The sequence below is a fragment of the Sulfitobacter indolifex genome (assembly GCF_022788655.1).
In the GTDB taxonomy this organism is placed as follows: domain Bacteria; phylum Pseudomonadota; class Alphaproteobacteria; order Rhodobacterales; family Rhodobacteraceae; genus Sulfitobacter; species Sulfitobacter indolifex.
This window is the reverse complement of record NZ_CP084951.1, coordinates 1,032,139-1,057,871: the sequence shown is the minus strand read 5'-3', so window position 1 is coordinate 1,057,871 and position 25,733 is coordinate 1,032,139. Positions and strand designations below refer to the sequence as shown.

Below are 25,733 nucleotides of genomic sequence, written 5' to 3'. Positions count from 1 at the left end.
GAGGTCAGATTTCGTCTGGGAAATGCTTCATCACCAACCGGATCGGGTTCGGCGCCGCCTGCCCCAGCCCGCAGATCGAGGCATCAACCATCGCGGTCGAAAGCTCTTCCAGCAGCCCTTGGTCCCAGCGATCTTCCTGCATCAGCTTGACCGCCTTTTCGCAGCCCACCCGGCAGGGCGTGCATTGCCCACAGCTTTCATCCTCGAAAAACCGCAACATGTTGAGGGCGGCCGCACGGGCGCTGTCGTGCTCCGAGAGCACCACCACCGCCGCCGAGCCGATGAACGAGCCATGCGGCTGCAGCGTGTCGAAATCAAGCGGCAGATCATTCATCGACGCTGGCAGCAGGCCAGAGGACGGCCCACCCGGTTGGTACGCCTTGAAAACATGCCCCTCGGCCATGCCCCCCGCCGCCGCGGTGATATCGGTGATGGTGGAGCCTGCGGGCAGCACATACATCCCCGGCTCCGCCACACGGCCTGAGACCGAGTAGCTGCGCAGCCCCTTGCGGCCATTCTTTTCGGTCGCGTTCAACACCTGCGGCCCTTCGCGGCAGATGCGGGCGATCCAGTGCAGGGTCTCTATGTTGTGCACCAATGTCGGACGGCCAAAGACCCCCACCTGCGCCACATAAGGCGGGCGGTGACGTGGCAGGCCGCGTTTGCCTTCGATGCTCTCAATCATGGCGCTTTCTTCGCCGCAGATATAAGCGCCCGCGCCGCGACGTAGATCGACATAACCGGGGGCGATTACGCCCGCATTCTCCAGCGCCGCAATCTCGCGCCGCAGAATTTCCAGCACCGCCGGGTATTCGTCACGCATGTAGAGGAAGACTTTTTCCGCTTCGACGGCCCATGCGGCGATCAACATACCTTCAAGGAAAAGATGTGGTGTGCGCTCAAGATACCAGCGGTCTTTAAAGGTGCCCGGCTCGCCCTCATCGCCATTCACGGCGAGGTATCGTGGCCCCGGATTGGCCCGCACGAAGCCCCATTTCTTGCCCGAAGGGAAACCCGCCCCGCCAAACCCGCGCAGTCCGGCCTCGAGCAGTTGTTCTTGCACAGCTCCCCAATCACCGCCGGCGCGCAGGCTCAACAGCGCCTCGTAACCACCTGTATTCATGTAGCTTTGATAAGGCTCATAGTCCGGCAGTTGGGCATGCGTGTCTTGTGCCACAATCGCCGCCTGAACCTTTTCGGGCGTCGCATGGTCGATATGGTTGTGCCCCAGTTCCAGAACCGGCGCGGTGTCGCAGCGCCCCATACAAGGCGCGCGCAGCACGCGGACCTGCGTAGGATCCAACCCCTCTTCCAGCGCCGATTTCAACGCCTGCGCCCCGGCCAATTCACAGGACAATGAATCGCAGACACGGATGGTCAGCGCGGGCGGCGGGGTCTCTCCCTCTTTCACGACGTCAAAATGGGCGTAGAAGCTGGCAACCTCATAGACCTCGGCCATCGACAGACGCATTTCTTCGGCCAAAGCGCGCAGATGCGCGGCTGAGAGATGGCCAAAGCGGTCTTGAATGAGATGCAGATATTCGATCAGCAGATCACGGCGCCGCGGGCGCTCGCCCAAAAGCGCGCGAACCTCTTCCCAGGCCGCGTCCTGCAACTGCCGCCCCTTAGGGTGATGCCGCCCCTTCCCCTTGCCGGATTTCCAGACACCTTTTTGCGGTTCCTGCCCCGCAGCCTTGTCGTGATCATCCAGCGCCATGTCGCTCCCCCACCTTGCTTTCCGCCTTGGTAACAAATCCATAGGCAGCCCGGCGATCAAAAAGCGACAATCCCGCAGGCGTTTGCGTTGTGCGCAGGCCGCGCGGCGGGCAGAATGGCGCGGATACGCCGCAAGGCGCACCACGATTAAGGGAACGCGCATGCTTTGGTATGTGATCGCGAGTTTGACACCGGCGATGCTGATCGCCGCTGCCGCCCTTTGGGGCGGGGTCTGGCCTGCGCTGGCGCTTTTGTCGATCACGGTGCATGTCGCGTTTATGGACCGTTTGGGCCGCGCGCTGGCCGTGTCCGATAGCTCTGGACGGACACTGACACTGATTTTGGCTGTCGCGCATTTCCTGCTCTTGCCGCTTGGGGTCTGGGCGATTGGGGGTGCGGCGCATCTTGACGTCTGGGACCGCGCGCTGATCTTTGCCGCCCTCGGCCTGTTTCTGGGTCAAATCAGCAACTCCAACGCACATGAACTGATCCACGCTCCGCGCCGATTGCCCCGACGGATTGGCACGGCGATCTATATCTCTTTGTTGCATGGGCATCATGTCTCGGCCCATCTACGGGTGCATCACCCAGCGGCGGCTACGCCCGCCGATCCAAATTCTGCCCCCAAGGGCATGGGGTTTTGGCACTTTCTACTCAGCGCAAGCTGGGGCGAGTTTCGCGCCGGGTGGCGGGCCGACAATGCGCAGCGAGCGCGCAAGGTCGGGGCACGCGGGCTGCATCCTTATGTGGTCTACTTCGGCGGTGCAGCGCTGGCTCTGCTCGCAGCGCTGCTTCTGGGCGGCGTCCCCGGGCTGCTCAGCTATCTGGGCCTTGCCGCTTATGCACAGATGCAGCTGATACTTTCAGATTATGTGCAGCACTACGGGCTGCGCCGACAGCAGCGCGCCGATGGCCGGTTTGAGCCGATTGGCCCGCAGCACAGCTGGAACGCGCCGAAATGGTATTCTGCGGCGATGATGCTGAACGCGCCGCGCCATTCGGACCACCACATGCGCCCCGCCCGCGCCTTTCCCGCGTTGGAAGTGACCCATGAGATGCCCAAACTGCCCTATTCCCTGCCCATCATGGCGGTGATCGCCCTTGTCCCACCGCTTTGGCGGCGGGTGATGGACGCCCGTGTCGCCCGTTGGCGCCACCGCTGATCTCACTGGCGCGACGCTCGGGCTTCTGGCAGGCTGGCATCATGAAACATGCCCTCGCCCTGATCTGCGCCCTTCTGCCCCTGTCCGCTCTGGCCGAGATGTCGGCGACAGAATTCAATACCTATACCAAGGGTAAAACACTTTATTACGGCAAATCCGGCGCGCCCTACGGGGCCGAGATCTATCACGAGAACCGGCGCGTGCAGTGGTCGTTTCTAGATGGGCGCTGCAAGGACGGGCACTGGTATGAGGCAGATGGGCTGATCTGTTTTGTGTACGAAGACGACCTCACCCCCCAATGCTGGAGCTTTAGCAAAGGCCCGCGCGGATTGGTGGCACGGTTCGAGAACGACCCCGCCCAGACCGAGCTTTATGAGGCAGAAGAGCAGGACGACCCATTGCTTTGCCTTGGGCCCGAAGTGGGGGTGTAGCGCGCCTTAGCTGGGGGCATCCTCTTTGTGCAGAACCTCTAGCCGATCATCCGCGAATTCGATCTCAAGACGCGTGGCGGATTTAGCGGCCTCGGCGCTGGTCACCACATTGCCATCGCCGCGTACCACAGCAAAGCCGCGCGCGAGGGTTTCGCGGTAGCCTAGCGTGCCCAAGGTCCGGCCAAGCGCGTCGATCTGCCGTCGGCGGCGGTCCTGCGCGGCCTGCCCCGCGCGCGCCAGCCGGGCCAACACTTCCGTCAACCGCTGATCCTGCCGGGCAAGATCACGCGACAACACCTCTGGTCGGAAATTCTGCGTACGATCAGCAAGCCGCTCTCGGCGGCGCAGGATTTGGCGCTGCAGCACTTCAGGGTGGAACCGATCAAGGCGGGTTTTTAGAAAGTCGTTTCGCCCTTTCAGATTGCGCTGCCATGCTGGATCGAGCCGCGCCGAAAGGTTTGCCAGTCGCTGCCGGTCGGCATCCAGATGGCGGCGCAGGGTGCCGGGGCGTAGTGCGCCGGACATATGGGCCAGTTTCACGCGGCGGCCTTGGACGCCGGCAATGAGGGCGGGGGCGAGTTTTTCCCCGCCCCGATCAAGCCGTTGGCGCGGCCCTTCCAACAAGGTATCGGCCCGCGGCAACGCACGCGCCACATCGCGCATCCGCTGGCCGCGCCGGGTGAGCCCTTGGCTCAACGCCTGTCGCATCCTTGCGCCCTGCCCCTCCAGCCACGCCGCCAGCTCATGTCGCACCGGCACGGCAAGCTCCGCCGCCGCCGTCGGGGTCGGCGCGCGTTTGTCAGAAACGAAGTCGATGAGCGTTGTATCGGTCTCATGCCCCACGGCAGAGATCAGCGGAATGTCCGAGGCAGCCGCCGCACGGACCACGCTTTCTTCGTTAAACCCCCAAAGGTCTTCGACCGACCCCCCGCCCCGCGCCACGATCAGCAGATCGGGCCGTGGCAATGCGCCACCGGGGGTCAGGCGGTTGAACCCTTCGATTGCGCGCACAACTTCGGGCGCGCATTTCGCCCCTTGCACGGCGACGGGCCAGATCAGCACCTTGCGCGGAAAACGGTCGCGCAGCCGGTGCAGGATGTCGCGGATCACGGCCCCTGAAGGCGAGGTCACCACGCCGATGATCTCAGGCAGATACGGCAGCGGGCGCTTGCGTTCGGGCGCGAACAGCCCCTCCGCCGCCAGTGCGGCTTTGCGTTTCTCCAACAGCGCCATCAGCGCGCCCATGCCCGCCGGTTTGATGTCTTCGATAACGATCTGATACTTCGACTGTCCGCCGAAGGTGGTGATGCGCCCGGTGGCGATCACTTCCATCCCCTCTTCGGGCTGGGTCTCAAGCCGCGCGGTGACGCCTTTCCAGATCACGCCGGAGATCACCGAGCGATCGTCCTTGAGGTCAAGATAGACATGCCCCGAACGCGGGCGGCTCACGCGGCCCACCTCACCGCGAATCCGGACATGGGCAAACTCACCCTCAATCACCCGTTTGATCGCGCCAGAAAGCTCGGTAACGGTAAATTCGGGGCTGTTTGCACCGGGGGCGGGGTCGTCGAACAGATCCATCTGGGCACCTTGTGTCTGTGGGCACCCCAGCTTAGAACGCGGGGCAAAGAAGTCCAAGGGAGTGCGCGGCATGAATATCCTGATCCTCGGCAGCGGTGGCCGCGAACATTCACTTGCCTGGGCGGTCATGCAGAACCCCAAATGCGACAAGCTGATCGTGGCACCGGGCAATGCGGGCATCGCGGCCATCGCGCAATGCGCCAAGCTGGATATCATGGATGGTGCTGCGGTGGTGGCCTTCTGCGAGGGCAACAACATCGACTTCGTCATCATCGGCCCCGAAGCGCCCTTGGCGGCGGGTGTGGGCGATGACCTGCGCGCGGCGGGCTTCGATGTGTTTGGCCCCTCCAAAGCGGCGGCTGCACTGGAAGCCTCCAAAGCCTTTACCAAGGAAATCTGCGACGCCTGCAATGCGCCCACGGCGGCTTACGGCCATTTCACCGATGCCGCCAGCGCCCGCGCCTATGTCGAAAAGCAAGGCGCGCCGATCGTCATCAAGGCCGACGGTCTGGCGGCGGGCAAAGGTGTTATCATCGCGCTGACCGACGCCGAGGCACTCGCTGCCGTGGATGAGATGTTTGACGGTGCCTTTGGCGACGCGGGCGCGGAAGTGGTGATCGAAGAGTTCATGGAAGGCGAAGAGGCGTCCTTCTTCGTGCTTTGTGACGGAGAGACAGTGCTGCCCATCGGCACGGCCCAAGACCACAAGCGCGTCGGCGACGGCGACACCGGCCCCAACACCGGCGGCATGGGCGCTTATTCCCCTGCCCCGGTGCTGAGCGACGAGATCGCCGAACGCGCGCTTGACGAGATCATCCGCCCCTGCATGGCCGAGATGGCCAAACGCGGGATGCCCTATCAGGGCGTGCTTTACGCCGGGTTGATGATCAAAGATGGCCAGCCGCGTCTGGTGGAATACAACGTGCGTTTCGGCGACCCGGAATGCCAAGTGCTAATGATGCGCCTCGGAGCGCAGGCCTTTGACCTGATGCAGGCCACTGCCAAGGGCACGCTGGCCGATATTCAGGTAAACTGGGCCGAAGACCACGCGCTGACCGTGGTGATGGCGGCAAATGGCTATCCCGGTGCCTATGAAAAGGGGAGCGAGATAAAAGGGTTGAAAAACCTGCCCGAAGACAGCGCCAATATGGTGTTCCACGCGGGCACCGTAGCGAAAGACGGGGCGATCTTGGCCAACGGCGGGCGCGTGCTGAACGTTACCGCGCGGGGGGCCACGCTGGCCGAGGCGCAAGAGCGGGCCTATGCGATGGTTGATGGTATCGATTGGCCCGAAGGTTTCTGCCGCCGCGACATCGGCTGGCGCGCGCTGAGCTGATAGGCGGCGGCTTTACGATACTCTAGAGCCGCACCCGCGCCTCATTCACAGGTAAGAGCCGCCGCAAAGCTCTCGGCCCCCGCGAAGGGGCCGATGTCGCGCTGTGCAAGCTGCCCGCCCTTCAGGGTAACGGCCACCACGCGCTGCCAATCGGCATCCGCCAGCACCACTTCGGGCACACCCCCACAATCACGGATACCGCCTGAGATATATTGCTCACCGATTCGATGATTGGTGAGCCCCTCCATCTGGGCGACTTCGCTGAGATTGCCATTGGCAAAACGCCAGACCCGCAGCACCCGCGCCAGATGGGGGCGGTCGACATAGGCGATCTCAATCGCACCGTCGTCATCCAGATCCGCCGCGCCAAGGGGGGCAAGCCAACGGTTGCTCTGGCCGATATGGGGTGTCTCGGTGATCTTACCCTCAGGGCCATAGATCGCTAGCGCCGCGCCGCGGTTCACATCGGTCTCGATAACCAACACTTCGGGCGCGCCATCGCCGGTCACATCGACAAGCCGGGGGGCGATATCTTCGAAAACATGGTTGCGGGGCAGATCGAAGCGCCGTGCGCTTCCGTCGGCCAAGGACAACTGCAACCCGCCCCATTCCAGCGCATCGCCGAGAATGCCATGGGCGTAGCGCCCGGTCGGAGAGATGTAGCGCGCGGCGGTAATTGTCTCCGCCGCGGCGCTGGTCGCAATCAGCGCAAACAGGGCTGCGCCGACCGCCCGCATCAGATTTGCTTTTCTGGCATCTGCACGCGCAGACCGTCCAGCGCATCGGTGACCTTGATCTGGCAGGTCAGGCGCGAGCGCGCTGGATCAGGCTCAAACGCGAAGTCGAGCATGTCTTCTTCCATGTCGTCCATCGCTGGCAGCTTTTCCGCCCAAGCCGGATCAATATAGACATGGCAGGTGGAGCAAGCGCAGGCGCCGCCACAATCGGCTTCGATACCGGGAATGTTATTGTCCCGCGCGCCTTCCATGACCGTGAGACCATTGGCCACCTCGACCACATGTTCAGTGCCGGAATGTTCGACATAGGTGATTTTGGCCATTGTGATGCCCTTTCGTCCAAGAAGTTCGGCCTTGTTTAGCGGGCTATGGCGGGCGGTTCTAGCCCCCTTTTCGTGAGGTCACGCGGCGCGCGACATTGCTGTGGGCAAGCCCTGCCCAAGCCGCTAATCTGCGGCTCAAACAACAGGCAAGCCCGAAAGAAACGGCATGAAACAGCCCAACCCATCCCGATCCGCCGCCCTGCGCGCGGCGCTGCTGCTGGCTATTGCCGGGATAGCGGGGTGTGACACCACTGCTTCTTCCGCGCAGCACCCCGAACCGGGCGTGCTGGAGGCCACGCGCAACGGCCCGACCGGCGCACCTGCGGGCAGTTGCTGGGGCCGCACGGTAAGCCCGGCGGTGATTGAGACGGTGACCGAACAGGTCGAAATCACCCCTGCCAAAATGAACGCCGATGGCAGCATCACCAAGCCGCCCGTCTACAAGACCGAAACACGGCAGGAAATCGTCCGCGCGCGGGTCGACAATTGGTTCGAGACCCCCTGCCCCGATGTGCTGACGGACGAGTTCAACAGCACGCTGCAAAGGGCGCTACAGGCGCGCGGCTACTACGCGGGGCCGATCACGGGCGCGATGGACACTGCCACTCGGCAGGCGGTGCGCCGCTATCAGGCGCGACAGGGACCGAACAGTGAAGTTCTTTCCCTCACCACCGCCCGCGCGCTTGGGCTTGTCGCGGTGCCCAGACAAGGCGGCTGACTGCAATACGAAAAAGGGCGCCCGAAGGCGCCCTTTCATACATATCCTCGGTGAGATCACTCAGCCAGCGACAGCGCCACAAAGCGCGGGTCACCGCCACGACGCACCAACAACAAGAGCGACTTGCGACCTGCATCCTTCGCCGCAGCGATCCGTGCTTCCAGATCAGAAATGCTGGCCACCTTCTCTTGACCCGCTTCGGTGATGATGTCGCCCATGCGCAGACCCTTTTCGTAAGCCTCCGAAGTCTGATCGACGTCTGCTACCGCGAGGCCGGTCGTGCCGTCGTCGGCCCCAAGTTCGGCACGCAGCGCATCGCTTAACGGTGTCAGCGTCAGACCCATCAACATTGTCGACTGCGGCTCGGCCTCAGTACCCTCATCAGCGTTTTCGTCCATTGCCGCAGGGACTGCACCATCGGCATCTTCGCGGCGACCCAGTACGACTTTGATGGTTTGTGTCTTACCGTCACGCAGGACGGTGACACGCACAGTCGCACCCACAGGGCTATTGCCCACCTGACGGACCAAGCCGCGGGTATCGGCCACTTCAACGCCGTCAAAGGATTTAATCACGTCACCGGTCTTGAGCCCCGCTTCACGCGCCGGGCCTTCTGGTACATCGGTGATCAACGCGCCCACGGCTTTCTTCAGACCCATGGCATCGGCCACGTCATCGGTCACATCTTGAATGCGAACGCCAAGCCAGCCGCGGCGGGTCTCGCCGAACTCTTTCAACTGGTCGATCACCCGTGTAACCACATTGGAGGCCATGGAAAAGCCGATCCCGATGGAGCCGCCATTGGGCGACAGGATCGCTGTGTTCACGCCGATCACTTCGCCATCCATGTTGAACAACGGCCCGCCTGAGTTGCCCCGGTTAATGGCCGCATCGGTCTGGATATAGTCGTCATAGGTGCCCGACAGCGCCCGGTTGCGCGCCGAGACGATGCCTGCAGAGACAGAGAAGCCCTGCCCCAGCGGGTTGCCCATCGCGATCACCCAATCGCCCACACGCGCGGCGTTGCTGTCGCCAAAGGAAACGAACGGCAGCGGTTGGCTGGCTTCGACTTTCAGCAGCGCAATGTCGGTTTTGGGGTCGGTGCCGATGACTTTGGCCACCAGCTCCTCGCCCGAGAAAAACTCAATCGTGATCTCATCAGCGCTTTCGATGACGTGGTTGTTCGTCACCACATAGCCATCTTCGGAAATTACAAAACCTGATCCAAGCGCCGAAGACCGACGCGGACGGTCACCCTCGTCGTTGTTGCGGTCCTGAAATTCGCGAAAGAAATCCTCAAAAGGAGAGCCTTCGGGAACGATGCCCTGCGGTCCGGTGCGGCCCTCAACCGTGGTCGACGTGGTGATATTCACCACCGACGGGCTGATCTTTTCCGCAAGCGGGGCAAGGCTTTCGGGTTTGGCCAGCGCCATGCTGGCTTGCAGGATCAAGAGGGTCAGCGCCATCACCCCCATTGCCATCGCTCGCATCCATTGGGTGTTTTGTGCTGTTTTGGACAGGGAAACCGCCTTGGCCTGCATTCATCGTCTCCTGATTATTCCTGTTGTTGCCAACGTGGGCAGAGTGCAGTCCGAAGGGACGCGCTGCAACAAGAAAGATGGGGTCGATCACGGGCTTTTCAACTGCCGAGGGCATGACGATTTCGTGGACCTGTCCATTGACACAGTCGCGATTTGACCGAAACGTGACCGCATGCGCGGCGCAGGTGAGCCGTATCTAAACGCCCAATTGGAACGCCAACCAGACCAGTATCAATCCTACCACCACCACCAGCGCGCCAAGTTGGCGCAGAGCGGCCTCGGGGATGCGGCGCAGCATCTCAAGCATCTGCTCCAAAAACGAAGGGGCCAGTGCGTACACCAGCCCCTCGAAAATCAGAACCGACCCTAAAGCCAGTAAAACAAGGCTCACTCGCGTTCGCCCTCGACAGAGCGGCTGCCCTGATCAGAACGCAGGTAGTTGAAGAACTCGCTATCTGGTGACATCACCATGGTCGAGTTATCGCCTTGCAATGCCTGCTCATAGGCTGTCAACGACCGGTAGAACTCAAAGAACTCCTGATCCTTGCCATAGGCCTGAGCGAAAATGTTGTTTCGCTGGGCGTCGGCTTCACCTTCGATGATCCGCGCATCACGGCGCGCCTCTGAGAGGATCTCTTCGTAGGTACGATCTGCAAGAGCGGTCACACGCTGCGCGGCTTCGCGGCCACGGGCGCGTTCATCGGTGGCTTCACGCTCACGCTCGGCGATCATCCGCTGCAGGGTCGCGTCAAAGTTCTGCTCTGGCAAGTTAGTCTGACGCAGACGCACATCGACGACCTTGAGGCCAAGCGCCTGTGCGCGGGCATCAGCACGCACACGGATTTGCTCCATCAGGTCAGACCGCTCGGGCGAGAGGATCGTGTTGGAGGTCACACCTTGCGAACCAAGCACGGCACGGATTTGGCTTTCCATGATGCCGCCCATTTCGCTCTCGGCCTGACGTTCACCGCCCGCACCCAAAGCTTGCCGGTACTGGACCATATCGTCGATCCGGTAGAGCACGAAGGCGTCGATTTCCAAACGGCGGTCATCGGCAGGGGTGACTTCGATCACCGGAGTTTCCAGCGACAGAATGCGGTCTTCGTAGCGCACGACCTCATCCAAGAAAGGCACTTTGAAACCGATGCCCGGCTCGTTGCGGACCTGTTTGATCTGACCAAATCGCAGAACCAGCGCTTTTTCACGCTCGTCTACGACGAATACAGCCGAGAGGATGCCAACAATGGCGATCACCACGATGGGAATAATAAGGCTAGTTTTCCGCATCAGTTCGACCCTCCGCTGCGTCGCAGCTCGTTCAGTGGCAGATAGGGGACAACGCCCTGACCATTTTGGCCACTGCCGTTTTCGAGGATGATTTTATCCACGTCGCCCAGCACCTTCTCCATCGTCTCAAGATACAGCCGCTTGCGCGTCACTTCGGGCGCGTTGCGGTATTCTTCCAGCACAGCTTCAAAGCGGCTGGCTTCACCCACCGCATCGTTCACCACGCGGGCGCGGTAGCCTTCGGAAGCTTCCAAAAGCTGCGCCGATTCACCACGAGCTTCGGCGGTACGGCGGTTTGCATAGGCATCCGCCTGACGCTCCACCCGGTCGCGCTCCTGCTCGGCGGCTTGCACGTCGCGGAAGGCATCAACAACCGACTGCGTGGTCGTATTGCCGTTGGCGTCGGTGACTTGAACGGTCTGGCTGGGTGGGTCGACTTTGTTCACGTTGACACGCAAAATGTTGATGCCGGTGTTGCGGTTATCGAGCGTGGTTTGGATCAACTCCTTCACCCGATCAGCCACGGCACCCCGGTCCCGGTTCAGGATCGGTGCAAGCTCGGACTGAGCGATGACTTCGCGCATGGCGGATTCGGAGATCGCACGCACAGACGCCTCAGGATCGCGCAGCGAGAATTTGAAGTCCCGTGCGTTCTTGATGTTCCAGACCACCTGAAAATCGATATCGACGATGTTTTCGTCAGTGGTCAGCATCAAACCTTCGTTGCCGCCTGTGCCACGCCGCACGCCGAGTTCCTCGGTGCGGTTGGTGGTGACGTCAAAAACCTCTGCGGTGACCAGCGGCCATGGGGCAAAGTTCAGACCCTCAGTGCCGATGCCGGAAAACTCGCCCAAGAACAGCTCAATCGACTGCTGTTCGGGACGCACGGTATAAAAGCTCGCGAACCCCCAAAGCGCCACACCGGCCAAGAGTGCGATGCCAACGGTCGAGCGGGTCACGCCCGGGCCACCGGGACCACGTCCGCCGCCGCCAGTGCCATTGCCGCGGTCGCCACCACGGCCGCCCATCAGGACGCGCAGCTGCTCTTGACCCTTGCGGACCAGATCGTCGATCTCAGGCATCTGCGGACGGTCGCCGCCCTGCCCGCGCGGGCCTTGCGGCCCGTCCTTGCGTCCTCCGTCGTTACGGTCTCCACCGGTGTCACGGTCTCCGCCGTTGCCCCGGTTGCCGCCTCCGCCGCCCCCCCAAGGGCCTTGCGAATTTCCTGCCATTGTTATGTTCCCCTCTTGGCCGCCCATGCGGCCTATCGTTCTAAAAATTGTACGCTATCGCGTGGAATTCAAGCAGTTCGCACCGGATTGCGCATGGTGACCAGCTCTTCGGACATGGTCGGGTGCACGGCGCAGGTGGCGTCAAACTGTTCTTTCGTAGCGCCCATCTTGACTGCGATGCCAACCATCTGGATCAATTCGCCCGCGTTGGGTGCGACGATATGACAGCCTAAAACAACGCGCGTATCGGCACAAACGATCAGTTTCATCAGCACCCGGTCGGCCTTGCCAGCGAATGCGCCCTGCATCGGTTTAAACGATGTCGCATAGACCTCGACAGGGCCTTTGTCGCGGGCGTCTTCCTCACTTAGACCCACTGTGCCCATCTCTGGCTGTGTGAAGATCGCTGAGGGCACAAGGTCATGGTCAACCGGGGTCGGCTTGCCGCCAAATACCGTTTCGACAAAGGCCATGCCTTCGCGGATCGCCACAGGCGTCAGGTTGAGACGATTGGTCACGTCCCCGATGGCATAGATCGACGGCACGGCCGTCTGGCTGTATTCATCAACCTCAATCTCGCCCCCGCGGCCCAACTTGATGCCTGCGTCTTCGAGGCCCATGTCATCGCTGTTGGGGCGACGGCCTGTGGCGAAAAGCACCTGATCAAACATCCGCTCGGTGCCGTTGGTGGGTTTGACCTTCATCGGGCCGCTGCCGTCTTCGTGGCTGGGTGTCATTTCCAGAATGTTGGTGCCGACATGCAGATCAATGCCCTTTTCCTGCATCATCTCGGCCACCATACCGCGGGCTTCGTCGTCAAAGCCGCGCAGGATCTGCGCACCGCGGTAGTATTGCGTGACTTCGACACCCAAGCCATTAAGGATACAGGCAAATTCGCAGGCGATATAACCACCGCCGATGATCAGGATCGACTTCGGCAGCTTCTCAAGATGGAACAGATCGTCCGACACCAGACCCAATTCCGCGTTCTCAAGGTCCGGGCGCACGGGGCGACCACCGCTGGCGATCAGAATGTGTTTCGCGGTCTTTTCGGTGCCATCGGAGAGCGCCACGGTATGCGCATCTTTGATACGCGCGCGCGCATCAAACGTCTCTACGCCCGAGTTCTTCAGCAGCTTGCGATAAACACCTTCAAGGCGGTCCAACTCTCCGTTCAAACGGGTGCTGAAAGCGTGCCAGTCAAAGGGCCCGGCCTTCAAATCCCAGCCGAAACACTGGGCCTCCTCCACCACATCGGCATAGCCCGAGGCAAAAACCATCAGCTTTTTCGGCACGCAGCCCCTGATCACGCAGGTCCCGCCATAGCGGTCTTCCTCGGCCAGACCCACTTTGGCGTCATGCTCGCCCGCCGCGACCCGCGCCGCGCGCACACCGCCCGAGCCGCCACCGATGACAAACAGGTCGTAGTCGAATTCATTCTTGGCCATTGGGGCGCCTCTCTTAGTCGTTTGTTGGTCTTGCGCGGGATCGCGCGTGTTCGCTTGGGGCGTCAGTCGCTCAGGTCGGAAAACAGGTTGTCAGTCTCGACAAATTCCAACCGATCGGTCGCCACAGTGCCTTCATTTATGTCTCGCACCTCGACCCTGCCATCCCCGTAGCCGATCACAACCGCGTCACAAATGTCGATGAACAGGCCGTTCTCCACCACACCAGGCATTTGGTTGAGCACCAGCGCCAGTTGCCGCGCGTTGCCGATACGGTTCAGCCGCAGATCAAGGATGTAGTTCCCCTCGTCGGTGATGAAGGGCACTTCGCCGTTCATCCGCAGGGTCGAGTTGCGGCCCAACACATCCATCGAGATCAGCGTTTCTTCGACCAGCGCCTGCGTGGTTTGCCAGCCAAAGGGAATCACTTCAATCGGCAAGGGAAAGGCACCAAGATGCTGCACCTCTTTGCCGATATCGGCGATCACCACCATCTGGTCGCTCGCGGTCGCAACGATCTTTTCTTGCAGCAACGCACCGCCGCCGCCTTTGATCAGGTTCAGATCGCCGTCAAATTCATCCGCGCCGTCAATCGTCAGGTCGAGCCATTTCGCCTCATCAAGCGAGATCACCTCAATCCCCACATCCCGCGCCAATTGCGCGGTCCGCGAAGACGTCGGCACGCCCTTGATCCGCAGCCCATCGTCGCGCACCATCTCGCCCAGACAGCGCACCAGCCACGCGGCGGTGGAGCCTGTTCCAAGCCCGACACGCATCCCGTCTTCCACAAAGTCACACGCCCGCTTCGCGGCCACGAATTTGGCCTTGTCGATGGGTGATAGTTCTCCGGACATGGGGCAGCTCCCTAGAGGCGTTTGCCGCGTTATAGGGCGAATTGGCATAGTGTGCGAGGGGCAAGTCACTGGTTTTTAGGGCTTGGCTGATCCTGATAGGCCGCACAGGCACATCAGGGGTCGCTTTTGACGCGGCGCGCGGTCGTCGATCGGTTATCACTGCGCCATGACCTATGTGCTGCACTACGCCCCTGACAATGCTTCGCTAATCGTCCGATTGGCGCTAGAGCACCGCGGACTGCCCTACCGCGCCGCACTTGTGGACCGCCGTGCCAAGGCGCAGGAAAGCGCGGATTTTCGGGCGTTGAACCCCAATGGGCTGATCCCGGTTCTAGAAACGCCAGAGGGGCCGCTTTTCGAGACCGGAGCGATCCTGCTTTATCTCGCGGATCGGCATGGCGGCCTTGGCCCCGGCCCGGATGATCCCGCGCGTGGGGATTTCCTTAAATGGCTGTTTTTCCTGTCTAATACGATCCACCCTGCCCTCAGGCGGCTGTTCTACTCAGAAAAATATATCGCGCCCGCCCATGTCGACGCACTGCGCGCGGGCACGCGAAACGACCTCGCACAGCACTATGCAACGCTAGAGATACAGGCGGTAGGTGGCTGGCTGCTGGGCGGTACGGCCCCAACGGTGCTGGATTTCTACACTGCCGCCCTGTTGCGCTGGCCGGTGCTCTATCCTGCCGACCAGCCGCGAGACTGGTTCACCCTTGCGGCCTCTCCGGCTCTCGCCCGACTTTCCGCCGCCGTTGAAGCCCTGCCCGCGACACACGCCTTGCAATGCGCCGAAGGTCTGGGCGATACCCCTTTCACCGCACCCCGATACCCCCAACCCCCAGAAGGGTCCGCCACCTGATGTTTCTATCCGTTTTCGACATGTTCAAAGTGGGCATCGGCCCGTCGTCATCGCATACCATGGGGCCGATGGTGGCCGCGGGCCGTTTCCTCGATCAGATGCGCGCTTCGCCGTTTAAATTCGCAGGGCTGCGCGCCTCGCTGCACGGCAGCCTCGCGTTTACAGGTGTGGGCCATGCCACCGACCGCGCGACAATCCTTGGTCTCGCGGGCTTCACGCCTCAGGACTATGACGCCGAGGCCGCCGAGAAGGTGTTAGAAGAGATCAAGCAAACCCACCGCATTAGCGTCGATGGTCTGCCCGAACTGCGCTTCGATCCCGTGCAGGACATGATTTTCGACTACGACACCAAGCTTTCAGGCCATGCTAATGGTATGATGCTGATGGCGACCGACGCCCAAGGCGACGTGACCCTGCGCGAGACCTATTACTCAATCGGTGGCGGCTTTGTCATGACCGAGAAGGAATTGGCCGCGGGCAAGGACACGGATGAGGGCGCGCCGGTGCCGTTTCCCTTTAAGTCCGCCGCAGAAATGCTTGAAATGGCGGCGAAATCCGGCAAGACTATCGCAGCCATGAAACGCGCCAACGAAGAGGCACGCGGCGGCGCTGACAACCTGCGCGAGGGCAGCAAACGGCTCTGGCAGGTGATGCGCGATTGTATCGACCGGGGGCTGACCACCGATGGTATCCTGCCCGGTGGCTTGCAGGTCAAACGCCGCGCCAAGGGCATCTATGACGCGCTGATGGCCGAGCGGGGGCAGAACCAATCTGCGCCGCATACGATCAACGATTGGATGAGCGTCTATGCGATGGCGGTGAACGAGGAAAACGCCGCTGGCGGTCAGGTTGTCACAGCGCCGACCAACGGCGCCGCAGGCGTGATGCCCGCGACCCTGCGCTATTACCTTGATCATGTGCCCGGCGCGTCCGAGGCGCATATCGAAGACTTTCTGCTCACCGCCGCCGCGATTGGCGGGCTGGTGAAATACAACGCTTCGATCTCGGGGGCCGAGGCCGGGTGTCAGGCCGAAGTCGGCAGCGCCGCCGCCATGTCAGCCGCCGGGCTCTGCGCCGTTTTGGGCGGCACGCCCGAGCAGATCGAAAACGCAGCCGAGATCGCACTGGAGCATCACCTCGGCATGACCTGCGACCCGGTGAAGGGACTGGTTCAGGTGCCCTGCATTGAGCGCAACGGGCTGGGCGCGATCAAGGCGGTTTCGGCGGCCTCATTGGCGCTGCGCGGAGACGGCACGCATCTGGTGCCGCTGGACGCCTGTATCGAGACCATGCGCCAGACCGGGGTGGATATGAGCGAGAAGTACAAGGAAACGTCGCTGGGCGGGTTGGCCGTGAACGTGCCGAACTGCTGAGGGCGCGCGATCTGGGACAGGCTGCGTGCGTTCTGCGCGCAAATGCACAGAAGACGTTCATTCGGGCCAATTGCTAGGCGCCCAGGCACAGCTTATTTCAGGGTCAAGCAACAAAGGAGATGACCATGTCGCTCAGACCCACATTGGAAACCCGCCGCGCCACGCCCACGATGGAGGGCGCAGGCGTCAAACTTCACCGCGCTTTCGGCTTTCAGGACCCGTCAGAGTTGGACCCGTTCCTGCTGTTTGACGATTTCCGCAACGACCGCCCCGAAGACTTTGAAAAAGGCTTCCCGTGGCACCCCCACCGCGGGATCGAAACGATCACCTATGTGCTCGAAGGCACCGTGGAACACGCAGATTCGCTGGGCAACACCGGCGATTTGAACGCGGGCGATGTGCAATGGATGACCGCAGGCTCAGGCATCCTGCACCAAGAAATGCCGCGCGGGAATGCCGCCGGGCAAATGCATGGTTTCCAGCTTTGGGGTAACTTGCCCTCGGCCCAAAAGATGACTGCGCCGCGCTATCAGGATATGAAATCCAGCGACATTCCTGTGGTGACCGATGACGATGGCACGCGGGTGAAGATCATTACGGGCGAGTTCTGGGGCAAACGTGGCCCCGTCGACGGCATCGCCGCTGATCCGCAGTATCTGGATGTTTTCGTGCCCGCAGGGGTCAAGAAGACTTTTCAGATAGACACCTACCGTCGGGCCTTTGCCTATGTCTTCCAAGGCGCGGGCGCTTTCGCCGATGCCTCTGCCCCTTCCGGCGTCTTGCTGGAGAAGGAGGTCGCCGGTGAGGAGGTCAACATCCGCGACATGTCGGGTGACCGGACGCTGATCCGCTTCGGCACCGGCGACGAAGTTACGGTTCAGGCGGGGACGGAGGGCGTGCGATTCCTGCTGATCTCAGGCGCGCCGATTGAGGAGCCGGTGGCGTGGCATGGGCCGATCGTGATGAACACCCGTGCTGAATTGCAGCAGGCGATGCGCGATCTGAACAACGGGACTTTCATCCGCCCTGCACATTGAACGAAGGGCCGTGGCCGCTCAGGCGGTCACGGCCTTGCGCACCATATCCCAATATTGCGCCACCACCTCATCCAGCGACAGCCGCCCGCCCGCGCGGTACCACGTGTTCACCCCGGTCAGCATTGCGATGATCGCCAGCGTGACGATTTTGGTATCGGCAACGGCGAAATCACCGCTGGCGACGCCGGTGCGGAGGATCGCTTCCAACCGGTCCTCATAGTCACGGCGCAATCGTTCGATTACGGCGAAATTCTCCTCAGTCAGATTGCGCAACTCCATATAGGCGATGAAAACTTCATCGGGCCGATCCGCATGGAAACGGATGTGGAAAGCCACGAAATCCTGCAACTGCTGCACGGCAGTCCGGTCTGCATTGCTGGGCGTTTCCGCTAGCAGGTCGGTCATATGCGCCTGCATCAGGTCGAACAGAAGGCTTTGTTTATCGGGCGTGTAGTTATAAAGTGCCCCGGCCTGCACGCCGACTTCGGCTGCGATGGCGCGCATGGATACGGCAGCATAGCCCCCCCGTGCAAAAAGCCGCAGTGCAGCCGCGCGCACGCGCGGGCCGGTGATATCTGAGTGTGAGCCTGTGGTTCTTGCCATGGCGACAATTTAATGAACAAGCGTTCAAAAGCAAACCCCGCTTGCGCGAAGATCGCCACTGGGGCAGAACGAGGCATGATCCACATGCCCGCGCCCCGCCCCCTTTCGATTGCCGCCCTACTTCTAGGCGTGACGCTTTTCGCGGGCTGTGCGCAATTCCCCGAACTTGATCGCACGATCACCCCCGAACTCGAAGCCGCGCCCTACCCCAACATTCTGCCGATCGACCCGCTTTTGGCCCAAGCCACGGCCGGGCGAATTGACCCAGTGCAGACCGAAGCAGAACTTAGCGGGCGGGCTGCGCAACTAGAGGCACGCGCCGGACGGGTATCCAGCAATCGCATTGATACCACCACCGCCGCACGGGTGGCACGGCTGCGCGCACGGGCCGAACGTTTGCGCCAACAGCGGCTTACGTCTGACGAACGGGAACGTCTGGCGCAGACACCTGCACTCTGAAGCGCGTTTGGCGCGTTGCACGCAGGCGCTGAACCCGCTACATCGCGGCAATGCTTGGCCAAGCCTGCCGGGCCTATCAGATCAGACCAAAAGGACCACCGCCATGTCTAAGCCGCTTCGCCTCGGGATTGCTGGATTGGGAACTGTGGGCGTGGGTGTGCTGCGCATTTTGCGCCAGCAAGCCGCCCTGTTGGAGGCTCGTACCGGTTGCGCGATGACGGTCTCTGCAGTCTCTGCCCGCACCCGGAACAAGGACCGCGGGCTGTCATTGGCATCTTTTGACTGGGAAGATGATCCCGTCAAACTGGCAACGCGCGATGATGTGGATGTCTTTGTCGAGCTGATGGGCGGCGCAGACGGCCCGGCGAAAGCCGCAACCGAAGCCGCATTGGCGGCGGGCAAACATGTGGTCACCGCAAACAAAGCCATGCTGGCCATGCACGGTCAGGCGCTGGCCGAACAGGCTGAAGCCGCGGGCGTGGCGCTGCGCTATGAAGCGGCCGTGGCGGGTGGCATCCCGGTCATTAAGACATTGATGGAAGGGCTGGCGGGCAACGGCATTACCCGGATCATGGGGGTGATGAACGGCTCGTGCAATTACATCCTCACCCGGATGGAAGACTCTGGCAAAACCTATCAAGAGATTTTCGCCGAGGCTGATGGGCTGGGCTATCTCGAAGCCGATCCACAGCTGGACGTAGGCGGCATCGACGCGGCCCATAAGCTGGCAATCCTGTCGTCGATCGCCTTTGGTACGAGAATCGACTTTGACGGCATCCAGCTTGAGGGGATCGAGCGGGTCGCCATCGAAGACATCCGGGCCGCCGCCGACATGGGTTATAAGATCAAACTGCTGGGCGTAACCCAAAAGACCGGGCGCGGGCTGGAGCAGCGGATGATGCCCTGCCTTGTGCCACAGACCTCACCTTTGGGTCAGCTTGATGGTGGCACCAATATGGTGGTGATCGAAGGTGACGCGGTGGGGCAGATCGTGCTGCGCGGCGCAGGTGCGGGCGAAGGTCCGACGGCCAGTGCCGTGATGGCCGATGTCTGCGACATCGCGCGCGGGCTCTGCGGGCCGGTCTTTGGACAACCCGCCGACACGCTTGAGCAAACCACCCCCTCCAGCAGCCAGACCCCTGCCCCTTATTATCTGCGCATGGCGCTGGTCGACAAACCGGGCGCGCTGGCAAAAATCGCGACTGTGCTGGGCGAAGCGGGCGTCAGCATTTACCGGATGCGGCAGTATGAACATGCTGACACCTCCGCCCCGGTGTTGATCGTCACCCACAAGACCAGCCGCAATGCGCTGGTTGAGGCGCTGGCGAATATGGACAAGACGGGTGTGTTGGCCGGCGAGCCGGTGGCGCTGCGGATCGAAGAGGTCTGAGGGCTATCGCCTGCCCGCGGGTCGGCGATCATACGATCATTCATGCCACTTTATGACTCAGGTTTGATGTGCGCTCTCTAAGCTGAGCCCAGCCGCACCAAATCGCCTACCCGAGGGGCGGACAGGCGATGGCCAGGTGCCTGCGGCTTGATTCCGGGCCGGTGCTTCATGCTCCCCCCAACCCAAAACTTGCCCCGACGCGCGCTGAGCGTTACAGGACAGAAAACCCATTGCACCCGAGGACACTCCATGACCGCTTCCGCCGAATTTCAAGACCGCATGCTCTCGCTCGGCCTCGCCCGCGTTTCCGAAGCCGCCGCGCTGGCCTCGGCCAAGCTGATCGGCAAGGGTGACGAGAAAGCCGCCGACCAAGCCGCCGTGAACGCGATGCGCGAACAGCTTAACATGCTCGACATCGCGGGCGTCGTGGTGATCGGCGAAGGCGAGCGTGACGAAGCCCCGATGCTCTACATTGGAGAAGAAGTCGGCACCGGCAATGGCCCCGGCGTGGACATCGCGCTGGACCCGCTCGAAGGCACCACGCTGACCGCCAAGGACATGCCCAATGCGCTGACCGTGATCGCCATGGGCCCGCGCGGCTCCATGCTGCACGCGCCCGACACCTATATGGACAAGCTGGCGATTGGCCCGGGCTATGACACCGATGTTGTCACGCTCGACATGACCCCCGGTGAGCGCGTCGAAGCGCTGGCCCGCGCCAAGGGCTGCGCGCCATCCGACATCACCGTCTGTATCCTTGAGCGTCCGCGCCACGCCGATATGATCGCCGAAGTCCGCGCCACCGGTGCTGCCATCCGCCTGATCACCGACGGCGACGTCGCAGGTGTAATGCACTGCGCAGACCCCGAAACCGGCATCGACATGTATATGGGCGCGGGTGGTGCCCCCGAAGGCGTACTGGCCGCCGCTGCGCTGAAATGCATGGGTGGGCAGATGTATGGCCGCCTCCTGTTCCGCAACGATGATGAAAAAGGCCGTGCCGCCAAAGCCGGGATCACCGACCTTGACCGCATCTACTCCCGCGACGAAATGGTCACACAAGACGTGATCTTTGCCGCGACTGGCGTCACCGGCGGCAACATCCTTCCGGGCGTGAAGCGCGAGCCGGGCTGGCTGACCACCGAGACGCTGATCATGCGTTCGCGTACTGGGTCGGTCCGCCGCATCAACTACCGCACCCCGGCAGAGTGAGGGCCAGATCGGCCCTTACCCCCCCCCTTCCATAATGGCCAAATGAGGTCCACATGAGCTTTCTCGGTGTCGAAACATCTTTGACCGGGCGGCGCTGGATCGGCCCTGACGTGGAACTGACCCGCGCGACCGAATTACTGGTGCAACGCGCGGGTCTGCCCGACCCGGTGTGCCAAGTGCTGGCCCGGCGCGGCGTGGTCGATACCGAGGCGGCGGGCTTTTTGGCCCCCGCCCTGCGCGATCTGTTGCCCGACCCGCGCTCCTTGCGCGATATGGAGGCCGCGGCGACGCGGTTTCTCGAAGCGCTTCATAAACGCGAGCGTATCGCGATTTTCGCTGACTATGACGTGGATGGCGGCTCATCCGCCGCGCTGCTACTGGTCTGGCTGCGCGACATGGGCCATCGTGCCACGCTCTATATCCCCGACCGTATCGACGAAGGCTATGGCCCCAATGACGAGGCTATGTCGGCGCTGGCGGCGGAGCATGACCTGATCGTTTGCGTTGACTGCGGCACGCTCTCGCACGGGCCGATTGCTGCCGCCAAGGGTGCCGATGTCATCGTGCTCGACCACCACTTGGGCGGCGAGACGCTCCCCGATGCGCTGGCCGTGGTGAACCCCAACAGACAGGACGAAGACGGCACGCTGGCGCATCTCTGCGCGGCTGCGGTGGTCTTTTTGATGCTCGTCGAAGCGGGGCGACAGCTGCGTGAAACTAGCCGCAAAGGGCCGGATTTGATGTCGATGCTCGACCTCGTGGGGCTGGCAACCGTGGCCGATGTGGCCCCGCTTATCGGCGTAAACCGCGCTTTCGTGCGACAGGGGCTGAAAGTGATGGCCCGCCGCGCGCGGCCTGGCCTCGCGGCGCTGGCCGATGTTGCACGGATGGACACGGCCCCTACGGCTTACCACCTCGGTTTCCTGCTCGGCCCCCGCATCAATGCAGGTGGGCGCATCGGACAAGCCGACCTCGGCGCGCGGCTTTTGGCCACCGCCGACCCAAACGAGGCCGCCGCTTTGGCCGAACGCCTTGATCAGCTCAACACCGACCGCCGCGAGGTCGAGGCCGCCGTGCGCGCCAGCGCCATGGCACAGGCTGAGGATCGCGGCTTTGACGGACCACTGGCATGGGCCGCTGGCCCCGGCTGGCACCCCGGCGTTGTGGGAATCGTCGCCTCGCGGCTCAAGGAAGCGTCCAACCGCCCCTCCATCGTCATTGGCGTCGAAGATGGCATCGGCAAAGGCTCCGGCCGCTCAATCAGCGGCATCGACCTTGGCGCGCCGATCCAACGCCTTGCAGCTGAAGGGCTGCTGATGAAAGGCGGCGGTCACAAGATGGCGGCGGGCCTCACGGTGGCGGAAGACAAAATCGAAGCGGCCATGAAACGCTTAGGCGAATTGCTCAGCAAGCAGGGCGCGCATCTGGCCGGGCCTGCCGACCTCAACCTCTGCGGTATGATGATGCCGGGTGCGGCCACGGTGGAACTGGCCGAGATGGTTGACCAAGCCGGTCCCTTCGGCGCCGGCGCCCCTGCCCCGCGCTATGCCTTCGCCGACATGCAAATCCGCTTTGCCAAACGCGTGGGCGAGAACCACCTCAAAGTCAGCTTTGGAGACGGTTTGGGCGCGAACCTGGAAGCGATTGCGTTCGGTGCCTACGACGGCCCCCTCGGCCCCGCGCTAGAGAACCACGGCGGCGCGCGTTTCCACCTCGCGGGGCGTCTCGACATCAACAATTTCCGCGGCCGGCGCAGCGTTCAACTGCGTTTGGAAGACGCCGCGCGGGCCTGAAAACTTTTTCTAGAAAAAGTTCATTTTTCTGCTTGCAGCCCTCCGCAGGATTACTTAAACGTCCGCTCACAGACAGAGCAGCAACACTTCAAACGCTGCACTGACCTGACAAAAGAGTGGCCCGTTCGTCTATCGGTTAGGACGCCAGGTTTTCAACCTGGAAAGAGGGGTTCGATTCCCCTACGGGCTGCCACTTTTCTTCCCCTGGATAAACGAAACAGACCCAACCAAACCCAAGAGAATCTCTCTGAGGCGAACTCGCCTTTTGTGCGGATTCAATCTCGCGCGGCCGAGTTTTGCGACCCGCTGCCGCCCATTTGTTGCCTTAACATTATTGTGAGAACGGCTTCAGCCGGTCCGGTGCACGCTACGGCTTGCCGCCTCCAATCATCCCCAACTGACCGACACACAAGCGTTGGATGATTGCCTACCCATGGCGCCTTTGGCAGCCCATTCCCCTCACACGAAATTTTATCTTTACGTTATTAATCAAACTCTTAGAAAACCCTCCGCCAGTCTATGCAAGGCCCTTCCGGGCCGCTGAACGCGTGTGCTCGCCCCGCCTACTGCCCCACGTGGATCCGCTCTAAACCCCCTAGGACATTGGTCAATTTCCGCCGGTCCGTTCCAAATCGAAACAGTCTGTTTCTTAAAAAATGGATCGAATAAGGCGAAAAGGTGGTAACAAATGATACATATCCTACCTGAACGTATAGGCCGGATACGCCTTCGAGACGAACCGGTGAGGGCAAGCCGAGAGCCGCTGTGGCCCGGATGAACGCGATAGAACCCTGGGGGGTTTGAATGAAGTACTTTAGTGCCGACAGACATGCTTATGGTCTGATGGAATTTTCCGCAGGGGTCCCAATGATGGGCCGCGCGCTGAACGCTGCGCAGCCTGCTGCTGCAGGCGCTGCTGTGTTGCAAGCGCCGCGCGGTCTGGCCTCCTTTTGCCTGCGCCCGACTGGTCTCTATGGCCGCTATGCTAAGCCGGTTCTCGACAGGCTCTTGATCCTTGCCACCCTGCCCGTTGTGCTGCCGATTATCGCGCTTTGTGCCTTAGTGCTGTGGATCGAAGGCGGCCAGCCCTTTTATACGCAGCAGCGGTTGGGCCGAGGCGGCAAACGCTTCTCTATTTTAAAGTTGCGTACCATGGTGCGCGACGCTGATGCGATACTGGAAAGCTACCTTGCGCAGAACCCCGCGATGCGCGCGGAATGGGATGAGATGCAAAAGCTGAAGAATGATCCGCGCATCACGCGGGTCGGTGCCTTTCTGCGCGCCACGTCTTTGGACGAACTGCCCCAGCTTTGGAACGTGTTAACTGGCGAGATGAGCCTGATTGGCCCGCGTCCGATGATGCCCGACCAACTGGAGATGTATGGCGATCCACAAGCCTACTTTGCCCTGCGTCCCGGTATCACTGGGCTGTGGCAGGTCTCTGCCCGCAACAACAGCCGCTTTACCTACCGCAATGAGGTAGACGGCGCCTATCGCCGCAACATCTCGCTGCCCATGGACCTGACCATTCTTTTCAAAACCGTCGGTGTTGTCTTGCGCCGAACCGGGTGCTGAGCGATGCTTGCCGCGTCTGTTAATAACCGGAAATTTTTCGCCTCATGTTTAGAAAATCGAAAGGGAGGGAGATGAAGGATCTTTACGCATCTGACGCCCTCGGGGCGGATAACAGCGATGTTCTGGCGGCTTTTGGCGCGCCCGGAATGCGGCACAGCATTCGCCCGCGCCGCACTGTGATGGACCAAGAGGACGAATTCGACGGCGATCTGTCGTTTGAAGAAACTATGCCTGTCACCACCCAGACGGTCGCACATTATGTCGGTGATGACCGCGTCCCGCGTTGGCAAGACTTGCCCATCGCGACGCCCGGCCCCAATGGGGACATGCCGCTGGTTGATGATCACCGCAACAGCGCCGCAGCGCGGGCTTTTGACTTGCTACGCACACGCTTGCGTCAGACGACGCTGGAGCATGGCTGGGTTAATATCGCAATCACCTCGCCTACATCAGGGTGCGGAAACAGTTTTTCGGCCACCAATCTCGCGCTGAGCCTGTCACGGGTTCCGGGTTCGCGGACCGTCTTGATGGATATGAATTTGCGCAACCCCGGTTTGGCCCGCGCATTTGACATGGAGGCCCCCGGCGCAATGAGCGACCTGCTTGGCGGGCGGAGCAGTTTGGGCCAACAGATGGTTCGGGTAAGCGATACTCTGGCGCTTGGCCTGAATAACCAAGTCGAAGTGAACGCTGCGGAAATTCTTCAAGACAGCACCACTGCGGAAACCCTGCTGCGCATGCGCGCAAGCTTGCAGCCTGAAATTGTCCTGTATGACATGCCGCCGATGTTGGAACATGATGATCTCTCTGCATTTTTACCGCAACTCGACGGGGTTCTGCTGATCTCTGACGGCAGCCAAACTATGGCGCGCCATCTGCGTGAGTGCGAACGTATGCTTGAGGGACAGGCTCCGCTTTTGGGTATCATTCTCAACCGGGCGCGGGCGTCGAGCCTGCCGAATTATGCCTGACGCCCCCTGTCTTTGCGCCCCTTAGCGCCCTATTGTCGCCCAAGTCTTCTGGTCTAGGCAGGGAAACCCCGCCGGGCAACGGTTGGGGGACTTTGGA

The 25,733-nt window shown here is 61.7% G+C and carries 24 protein-coding genes and 1 tRNA gene; 14 read left to right on the top strand and 11 right to left on the bottom strand.

The annotated features are described in order from the left end of the window. Positions 1 to 4: 4 nt before the first annotated feature. Complete coding sequence (locus DSM14862_RS05195) at positions 5 to 1,717, bottom strand: NAD(P)H-dependent oxidoreductase subunit E (RefSeq protein ID WP_007119375.1); 1,713 nt, start codon at positions 1,715 to 1,717, stop codon at positions 5 to 7. 160 nt (positions 1,718 to 1,877) lie between these two features. On the opposite strand from DSM14862_RS05195, the gene DSM14862_RS05190 reads away from it, so the two are divergent. Together DSM14862_RS05190 and DSM14862_RS05185 are read left to right on the top strand one after the other, a co-directional pair. Then, positions 1,878 to 2,879: an alkane 1-monooxygenase gene (locus DSM14862_RS05190; RefSeq protein WP_007119374.1), complete on the top strand. Its 1,002-nt coding sequence runs from the start codon at positions 1,878 to 1,880 to the stop codon at positions 2,877 to 2,879. Positions 2,880 to 2,920: 41 nt separating this feature from the next. After that, positions 2,921 to 3,310: a hypothetical protein gene (locus DSM14862_RS05185; protein WP_040701086.1), complete on the top strand. Its 390-nt coding sequence runs from the start codon at positions 2,921 to 2,923 to the stop codon at positions 3,308 to 3,310. 6 nt (positions 3,311 to 3,316) lie between these two features. Here DSM14862_RS05185 and xseA read toward each other — a convergent pair whose 3' ends face one another. Continuing rightward, positions 3,317 to 4,891 carry an exodeoxyribonuclease VII large subunit gene (xseA, locus tag DSM14862_RS05180; RefSeq protein WP_007119372.1) on the bottom strand — a complete coding sequence of 525 codons (1,575 nt, stop codon included), beginning with the start codon at positions 4,889 to 4,891 and terminating at the stop codon, positions 3,317 to 3,319. A 70-nt stretch (positions 4,892 to 4,961) separates the two neighbouring features. Here xseA and purD point away from each other — a divergent pair, with 70 nt between their 5' ends. Further along, the gene (purD, locus tag DSM14862_RS05175) at positions 4,962 to 6,227 is read left to right on the top strand and encodes a phosphoribosylamine--glycine ligase (protein ID WP_007119371.1); all 1,266 of its coding nucleotides are present in this window, start codon (positions 4,962 to 4,964) and stop codon (positions 6,225 to 6,227) included. A gap of 41 nt (positions 6,228 to 6,268) precedes the next feature. Here the strand turns inward: purD and DSM14862_RS05170 are convergent, their stop codons facing one another. Both DSM14862_RS05170 and DSM14862_RS05165 read right to left on the bottom strand, forming a co-directional pair. After that, entirely contained in the window at positions 6,269 to 6,964 is a 696-nt protein-coding gene (locus DSM14862_RS05170) for an FG-GAP-like repeat-containing protein (RefSeq protein WP_007119370.1), read from the bottom strand. After that, positions 6,964 to 7,287: a 2Fe-2S iron-sulfur cluster-binding protein gene (locus DSM14862_RS05165; protein WP_007119369.1), complete on the bottom strand. Its 324-nt coding sequence runs from the start codon at positions 7,285 to 7,287 to the stop codon at positions 6,964 to 6,966. Before DSM14862_RS05165 ends, DSM14862_RS05170 begins: the two co-directional genes overlap by 1 nt. A 166-nt stretch (positions 7,288 to 7,453) precedes the next feature. Here DSM14862_RS05165 and DSM14862_RS05160 point away from each other — a divergent pair, with 166 nt between their 5' ends. Next, positions 7,454 to 8,005: a peptidoglycan-binding domain-containing protein gene (locus tag DSM14862_RS05160; RefSeq protein WP_007119368.1), complete on the top strand. Its 552-nt coding sequence runs from the start codon at positions 7,454 to 7,456 to the stop codon at positions 8,003 to 8,005. Between the two features lie 56 nt (positions 8,006 to 8,061). Here DSM14862_RS05160 and DSM14862_RS05155 read toward each other — a convergent pair whose 3' ends face one another. The 6 genes from DSM14862_RS05155 to rpiA form a co-directional block, all read right to left on the bottom strand. Further along, entirely contained in the window at positions 8,062 to 9,495 is a 1,434-nt protein-coding gene (locus DSM14862_RS05155) for a DegQ family serine endoprotease (protein WP_407705372.1), read from the bottom strand. A gap of 247 nt (positions 9,496 to 9,742) precedes the next feature. Next, entirely contained in the window at positions 9,743 to 9,937 is a 195-nt protein-coding gene (locus DSM14862_RS05150; RefSeq protein WP_007119366.1) for a DUF2065 family protein, read from the bottom strand. After that, entirely contained in the window at positions 9,934 to 10,833 is a 900-nt protein-coding gene (gene hflC / locus DSM14862_RS05145; protein WP_007119365.1) for a protease modulator HflC, read from the bottom strand. Before hflC ends, DSM14862_RS05150 begins: the two co-directional genes overlap by 4 nt. Beyond that, positions 10,833 to 12,065 carry an FtsH protease activity modulator HflK gene (gene hflK, locus DSM14862_RS05140; RefSeq protein ID WP_208855110.1) on the bottom strand — a complete coding sequence of 411 codons (1,233 nt, stop codon included), beginning with the start codon at positions 12,063 to 12,065 and terminating at the stop codon, positions 10,833 to 10,835. Before hflK ends, hflC begins: the two co-directional genes overlap by 1 nt. Positions 12,066 to 12,133: 68 nt before the next feature. Then, positions 12,134 to 13,513 carry a glutathione-disulfide reductase gene (gorA, locus tag DSM14862_RS05135; protein WP_007119363.1) on the bottom strand — a complete coding sequence of 460 codons (1,380 nt, stop codon included), beginning with the start codon at positions 13,511 to 13,513 and terminating at the stop codon, positions 12,134 to 12,136. A gap of 62 nt (positions 13,514 to 13,575) precedes the next feature. After that, positions 13,576 to 14,364, bottom strand: coding sequence for a ribose-5-phosphate isomerase RpiA (gene rpiA / locus DSM14862_RS05130; protein ID WP_007119362.1), 789 nt, complete (start codon positions 14,362 to 14,364; stop codon positions 13,576 to 13,578). A gap of 166 nt (positions 14,365 to 14,530) precedes the next feature. Between rpiA and DSM14862_RS05125 the strand changes: the two genes are divergently transcribed. The 3 genes from DSM14862_RS05125 to DSM14862_RS05115 all read left to right on the top strand — a co-directional run bounded on the left by DSM14862_RS05125 (position 14,531) and on the right by DSM14862_RS05115 (position 17,633). Beyond that, a complete protein-coding gene (locus tag DSM14862_RS05125) occupies positions 14,531 to 15,223 on the top strand; it encodes a glutathione S-transferase family protein (protein WP_007119361.1) in 693 nt (230 codons plus the stop codon). Continuing rightward, on the top strand, positions 15,223 to 16,596 hold the full coding sequence (locus DSM14862_RS05120) for an L-serine ammonia-lyase (RefSeq protein WP_007119360.1): 1,374 nt from the start codon (positions 15,223 to 15,225) through the stop codon (positions 16,594 to 16,596). Before DSM14862_RS05125 ends, DSM14862_RS05120 begins: the two co-directional genes overlap by 1 nt. Before the next feature lie 125 nt (positions 16,597 to 16,721). Further along, positions 16,722 to 17,633 (top strand): pirin family protein, encoded by a 912-nt coding sequence (locus DSM14862_RS05115; protein WP_007119359.1) that lies wholly within the window; start codon positions 16,722 to 16,724, stop codon positions 17,631 to 17,633. A gap of 18 nt (positions 17,634 to 17,651) precedes the next feature. Here DSM14862_RS05115 and DSM14862_RS05110 read toward each other — a convergent pair whose 3' ends face one another. Continuing rightward, positions 17,652 to 18,236, bottom strand: coding sequence for a TetR/AcrR family transcriptional regulator (locus DSM14862_RS05110; RefSeq protein ID WP_007119358.1), 585 nt, complete (start codon positions 18,234 to 18,236; stop codon positions 17,652 to 17,654). 12 nt (positions 18,237 to 18,248) lie between these two features. Here DSM14862_RS05110 and DSM14862_RS05105 point away from each other — a divergent pair, with 12 nt between their 5' ends. The 7 genes from DSM14862_RS05105 to DSM14862_RS05075 all read left to right on the top strand — a co-directional run bounded on the left by DSM14862_RS05105 (position 18,249) and on the right by DSM14862_RS05075 (position 25,636). Next, on the top strand, positions 18,249 to 18,695 hold the full coding sequence (locus DSM14862_RS05105; RefSeq protein ID WP_243254326.1) for a hypothetical protein: 447 nt from the start codon (positions 18,249 to 18,251) through the stop codon (positions 18,693 to 18,695). A gap of 103 nt (positions 18,696 to 18,798) precedes the next feature. After that, a complete protein-coding gene (locus DSM14862_RS05100) occupies positions 18,799 to 20,085 on the top strand; it encodes a homoserine dehydrogenase (protein WP_007119356.1) in 1,287 nt (428 codons plus the stop codon). Between the two features lie 249 nt (positions 20,086 to 20,334). Next, the gene (gene glpX / locus DSM14862_RS05095; RefSeq protein ID WP_007119355.1) at positions 20,335 to 21,297 is read left to right on the top strand and encodes a class II fructose-bisphosphatase; all 963 of its coding nucleotides are present in this window, start codon (positions 20,335 to 20,337) and stop codon (positions 21,295 to 21,297) included. Between the two features lie 53 nt (positions 21,298 to 21,350). Further along, positions 21,351 to 23,090 (top strand): single-stranded-DNA-specific exonuclease RecJ, encoded by a 1,740-nt coding sequence (recJ, locus tag DSM14862_RS05090; RefSeq protein ID WP_007119354.1) that lies wholly within the window; start codon positions 21,351 to 21,353, stop codon positions 23,088 to 23,090. A gap of 118 nt (positions 23,091 to 23,208) precedes the next feature. Beyond that, positions 23,209 to 23,283 (top strand) — tRNA-Glu (locus DSM14862_RS05085). Between the two features lie 650 nt (positions 23,284 to 23,933). Next, entirely contained in the window at positions 23,934 to 24,665 is a 732-nt protein-coding gene (locus tag DSM14862_RS05080) for a sugar transferase (RefSeq protein ID WP_007119353.1), read from the top strand. A gap of 71 nt (positions 24,666 to 24,736) precedes the next feature. Then, positions 24,737 to 25,636 carry a CpsD/CapB family tyrosine-protein kinase gene (locus tag DSM14862_RS05075; RefSeq protein WP_007119352.1) on the top strand — a complete coding sequence of 300 codons (900 nt, stop codon included), beginning with the start codon at positions 24,737 to 24,739 and terminating at the stop codon, positions 25,634 to 25,636. The last annotated feature ends 97 nt before the right edge of the window (positions 25,637 to 25,733 follow it).

Excerpts from the sequence above, each read along its gene's own strand:
- DSM14862_RS05160 (WP_007119368.1), top strand. The coding sequence starts at position 7,454 with ATGAAACAGCCCAACCCATCCCGATCCGCCGCCCTGCGCGCGGCGCTG.
- rpiA (WP_007119362.1), bottom strand. The coding sequence starts at position 14,364 with ATGTCCGGAGAACTATCACCCATCGACAAGGCCAAATTCGTGGCCGCG.
- DSM14862_RS05190 (WP_007119374.1), top strand. The coding sequence starts at position 1,878 with ATGCTTTGGTATGTGATCGCGAGTTTGACACCGGCGATGCTGATCGCC.
- DSM14862_RS05075 (WP_007119352.1), top strand. The coding sequence starts at position 24,737 with ATGAAGGATCTTTACGCATCTGACGCCCTCGGGGCGGATAACAGCGAT.
- DSM14862_RS05100 (WP_007119356.1), top strand. The coding sequence starts at position 18,799 with ATGTCTAAGCCGCTTCGCCTCGGGATTGCTGGATTGGGAACTGTGGGC.
- DSM14862_RS05120 (WP_007119360.1), top strand. The coding sequence starts at position 15,223 with ATGTTTCTATCCGTTTTCGACATGTTCAAAGTGGGCATCGGCCCGTCG.
- DSM14862_RS05155 (WP_407705372.1), bottom strand. The coding sequence starts at position 9,495 with ATGCGAGCGATGGCAATGGGGGTGATGGCGCTGACCCTCTTGATCCTG.
- hflC (WP_007119365.1), bottom strand. The coding sequence starts at position 10,833 with ATGCGGAAAACTAGCCTTATTATTCCCATCGTGGTGATCGCCATTGTT.
- xseA (WP_007119372.1), bottom strand. The coding sequence starts at position 4,891 with ATGGATCTGTTCGACGACCCCGCCCCCGGTGCAAACAGCCCCGAATTT.
- recJ (WP_007119354.1), top strand. The coding sequence starts at position 21,351 with ATGAGCTTTCTCGGTGTCGAAACATCTTTGACCGGGCGGCGCTGGATC.
- DSM14862_RS05195 (WP_007119375.1), bottom strand. The coding sequence starts at position 1,717 with ATGGCGCTGGATGATCACGACAAGGCTGCGGGGCAGGAACCGCAAAAA.
- DSM14862_RS05125 (WP_007119361.1), top strand. The coding sequence starts at position 14,531 with ATGACCTATGTGCTGCACTACGCCCCTGACAATGCTTCGCTAATCGTC.
- DSM14862_RS05115 (WP_007119359.1), top strand. The coding sequence starts at position 16,722 with ATGTCGCTCAGACCCACATTGGAAACCCGCCGCGCCACGCCCACGATG.
- DSM14862_RS05165 (WP_007119369.1), bottom strand. The coding sequence starts at position 7,287 with ATGGCCAAAATCACCTATGTCGAACATTCCGGCACTGAACATGTGGTC.
- hflK (WP_208855110.1), bottom strand. The coding sequence starts at position 12,065 with ATGGCAGGAAATTCGCAAGGCCCTTGGGGGGGCGGCGGAGGCGGCAAC.
- glpX (WP_007119355.1), top strand. The coding sequence starts at position 20,335 with ATGACCGCTTCCGCCGAATTTCAAGACCGCATGCTCTCGCTCGGCCTC.
- DSM14862_RS05080 (WP_007119353.1), top strand. The coding sequence starts at position 23,934 with ATGGAATTTTCCGCAGGGGTCCCAATGATGGGCCGCGCGCTGAACGCT.
- DSM14862_RS05105 (WP_243254326.1), top strand. The coding sequence starts at position 18,249 with ATGAACAAGCGTTCAAAAGCAAACCCCGCTTGCGCGAAGATCGCCACT.
- DSM14862_RS05185 (WP_040701086.1), top strand. The coding sequence starts at position 2,921 with ATGAAACATGCCCTCGCCCTGATCTGCGCCCTTCTGCCCCTGTCCGCT.
- DSM14862_RS05110 (WP_007119358.1), bottom strand. The coding sequence starts at position 18,236 with ATGGCAAGAACCACAGGCTCACACTCAGATATCACCGGCCCGCGCGTG.
- gorA (WP_007119363.1), bottom strand. The coding sequence starts at position 13,513 with ATGGCCAAGAATGAATTCGACTACGACCTGTTTGTCATCGGTGGCGGC.
- purD (WP_007119371.1), top strand. The coding sequence starts at position 4,962 with ATGAATATCCTGATCCTCGGCAGCGGTGGCCGCGAACATTCACTTGCC.
- DSM14862_RS05170 (WP_007119370.1), bottom strand. The coding sequence starts at position 6,964 with ATGCGGGCGGTCGGCGCAGCCCTGTTTGCGCTGATTGCGACCAGCGCC.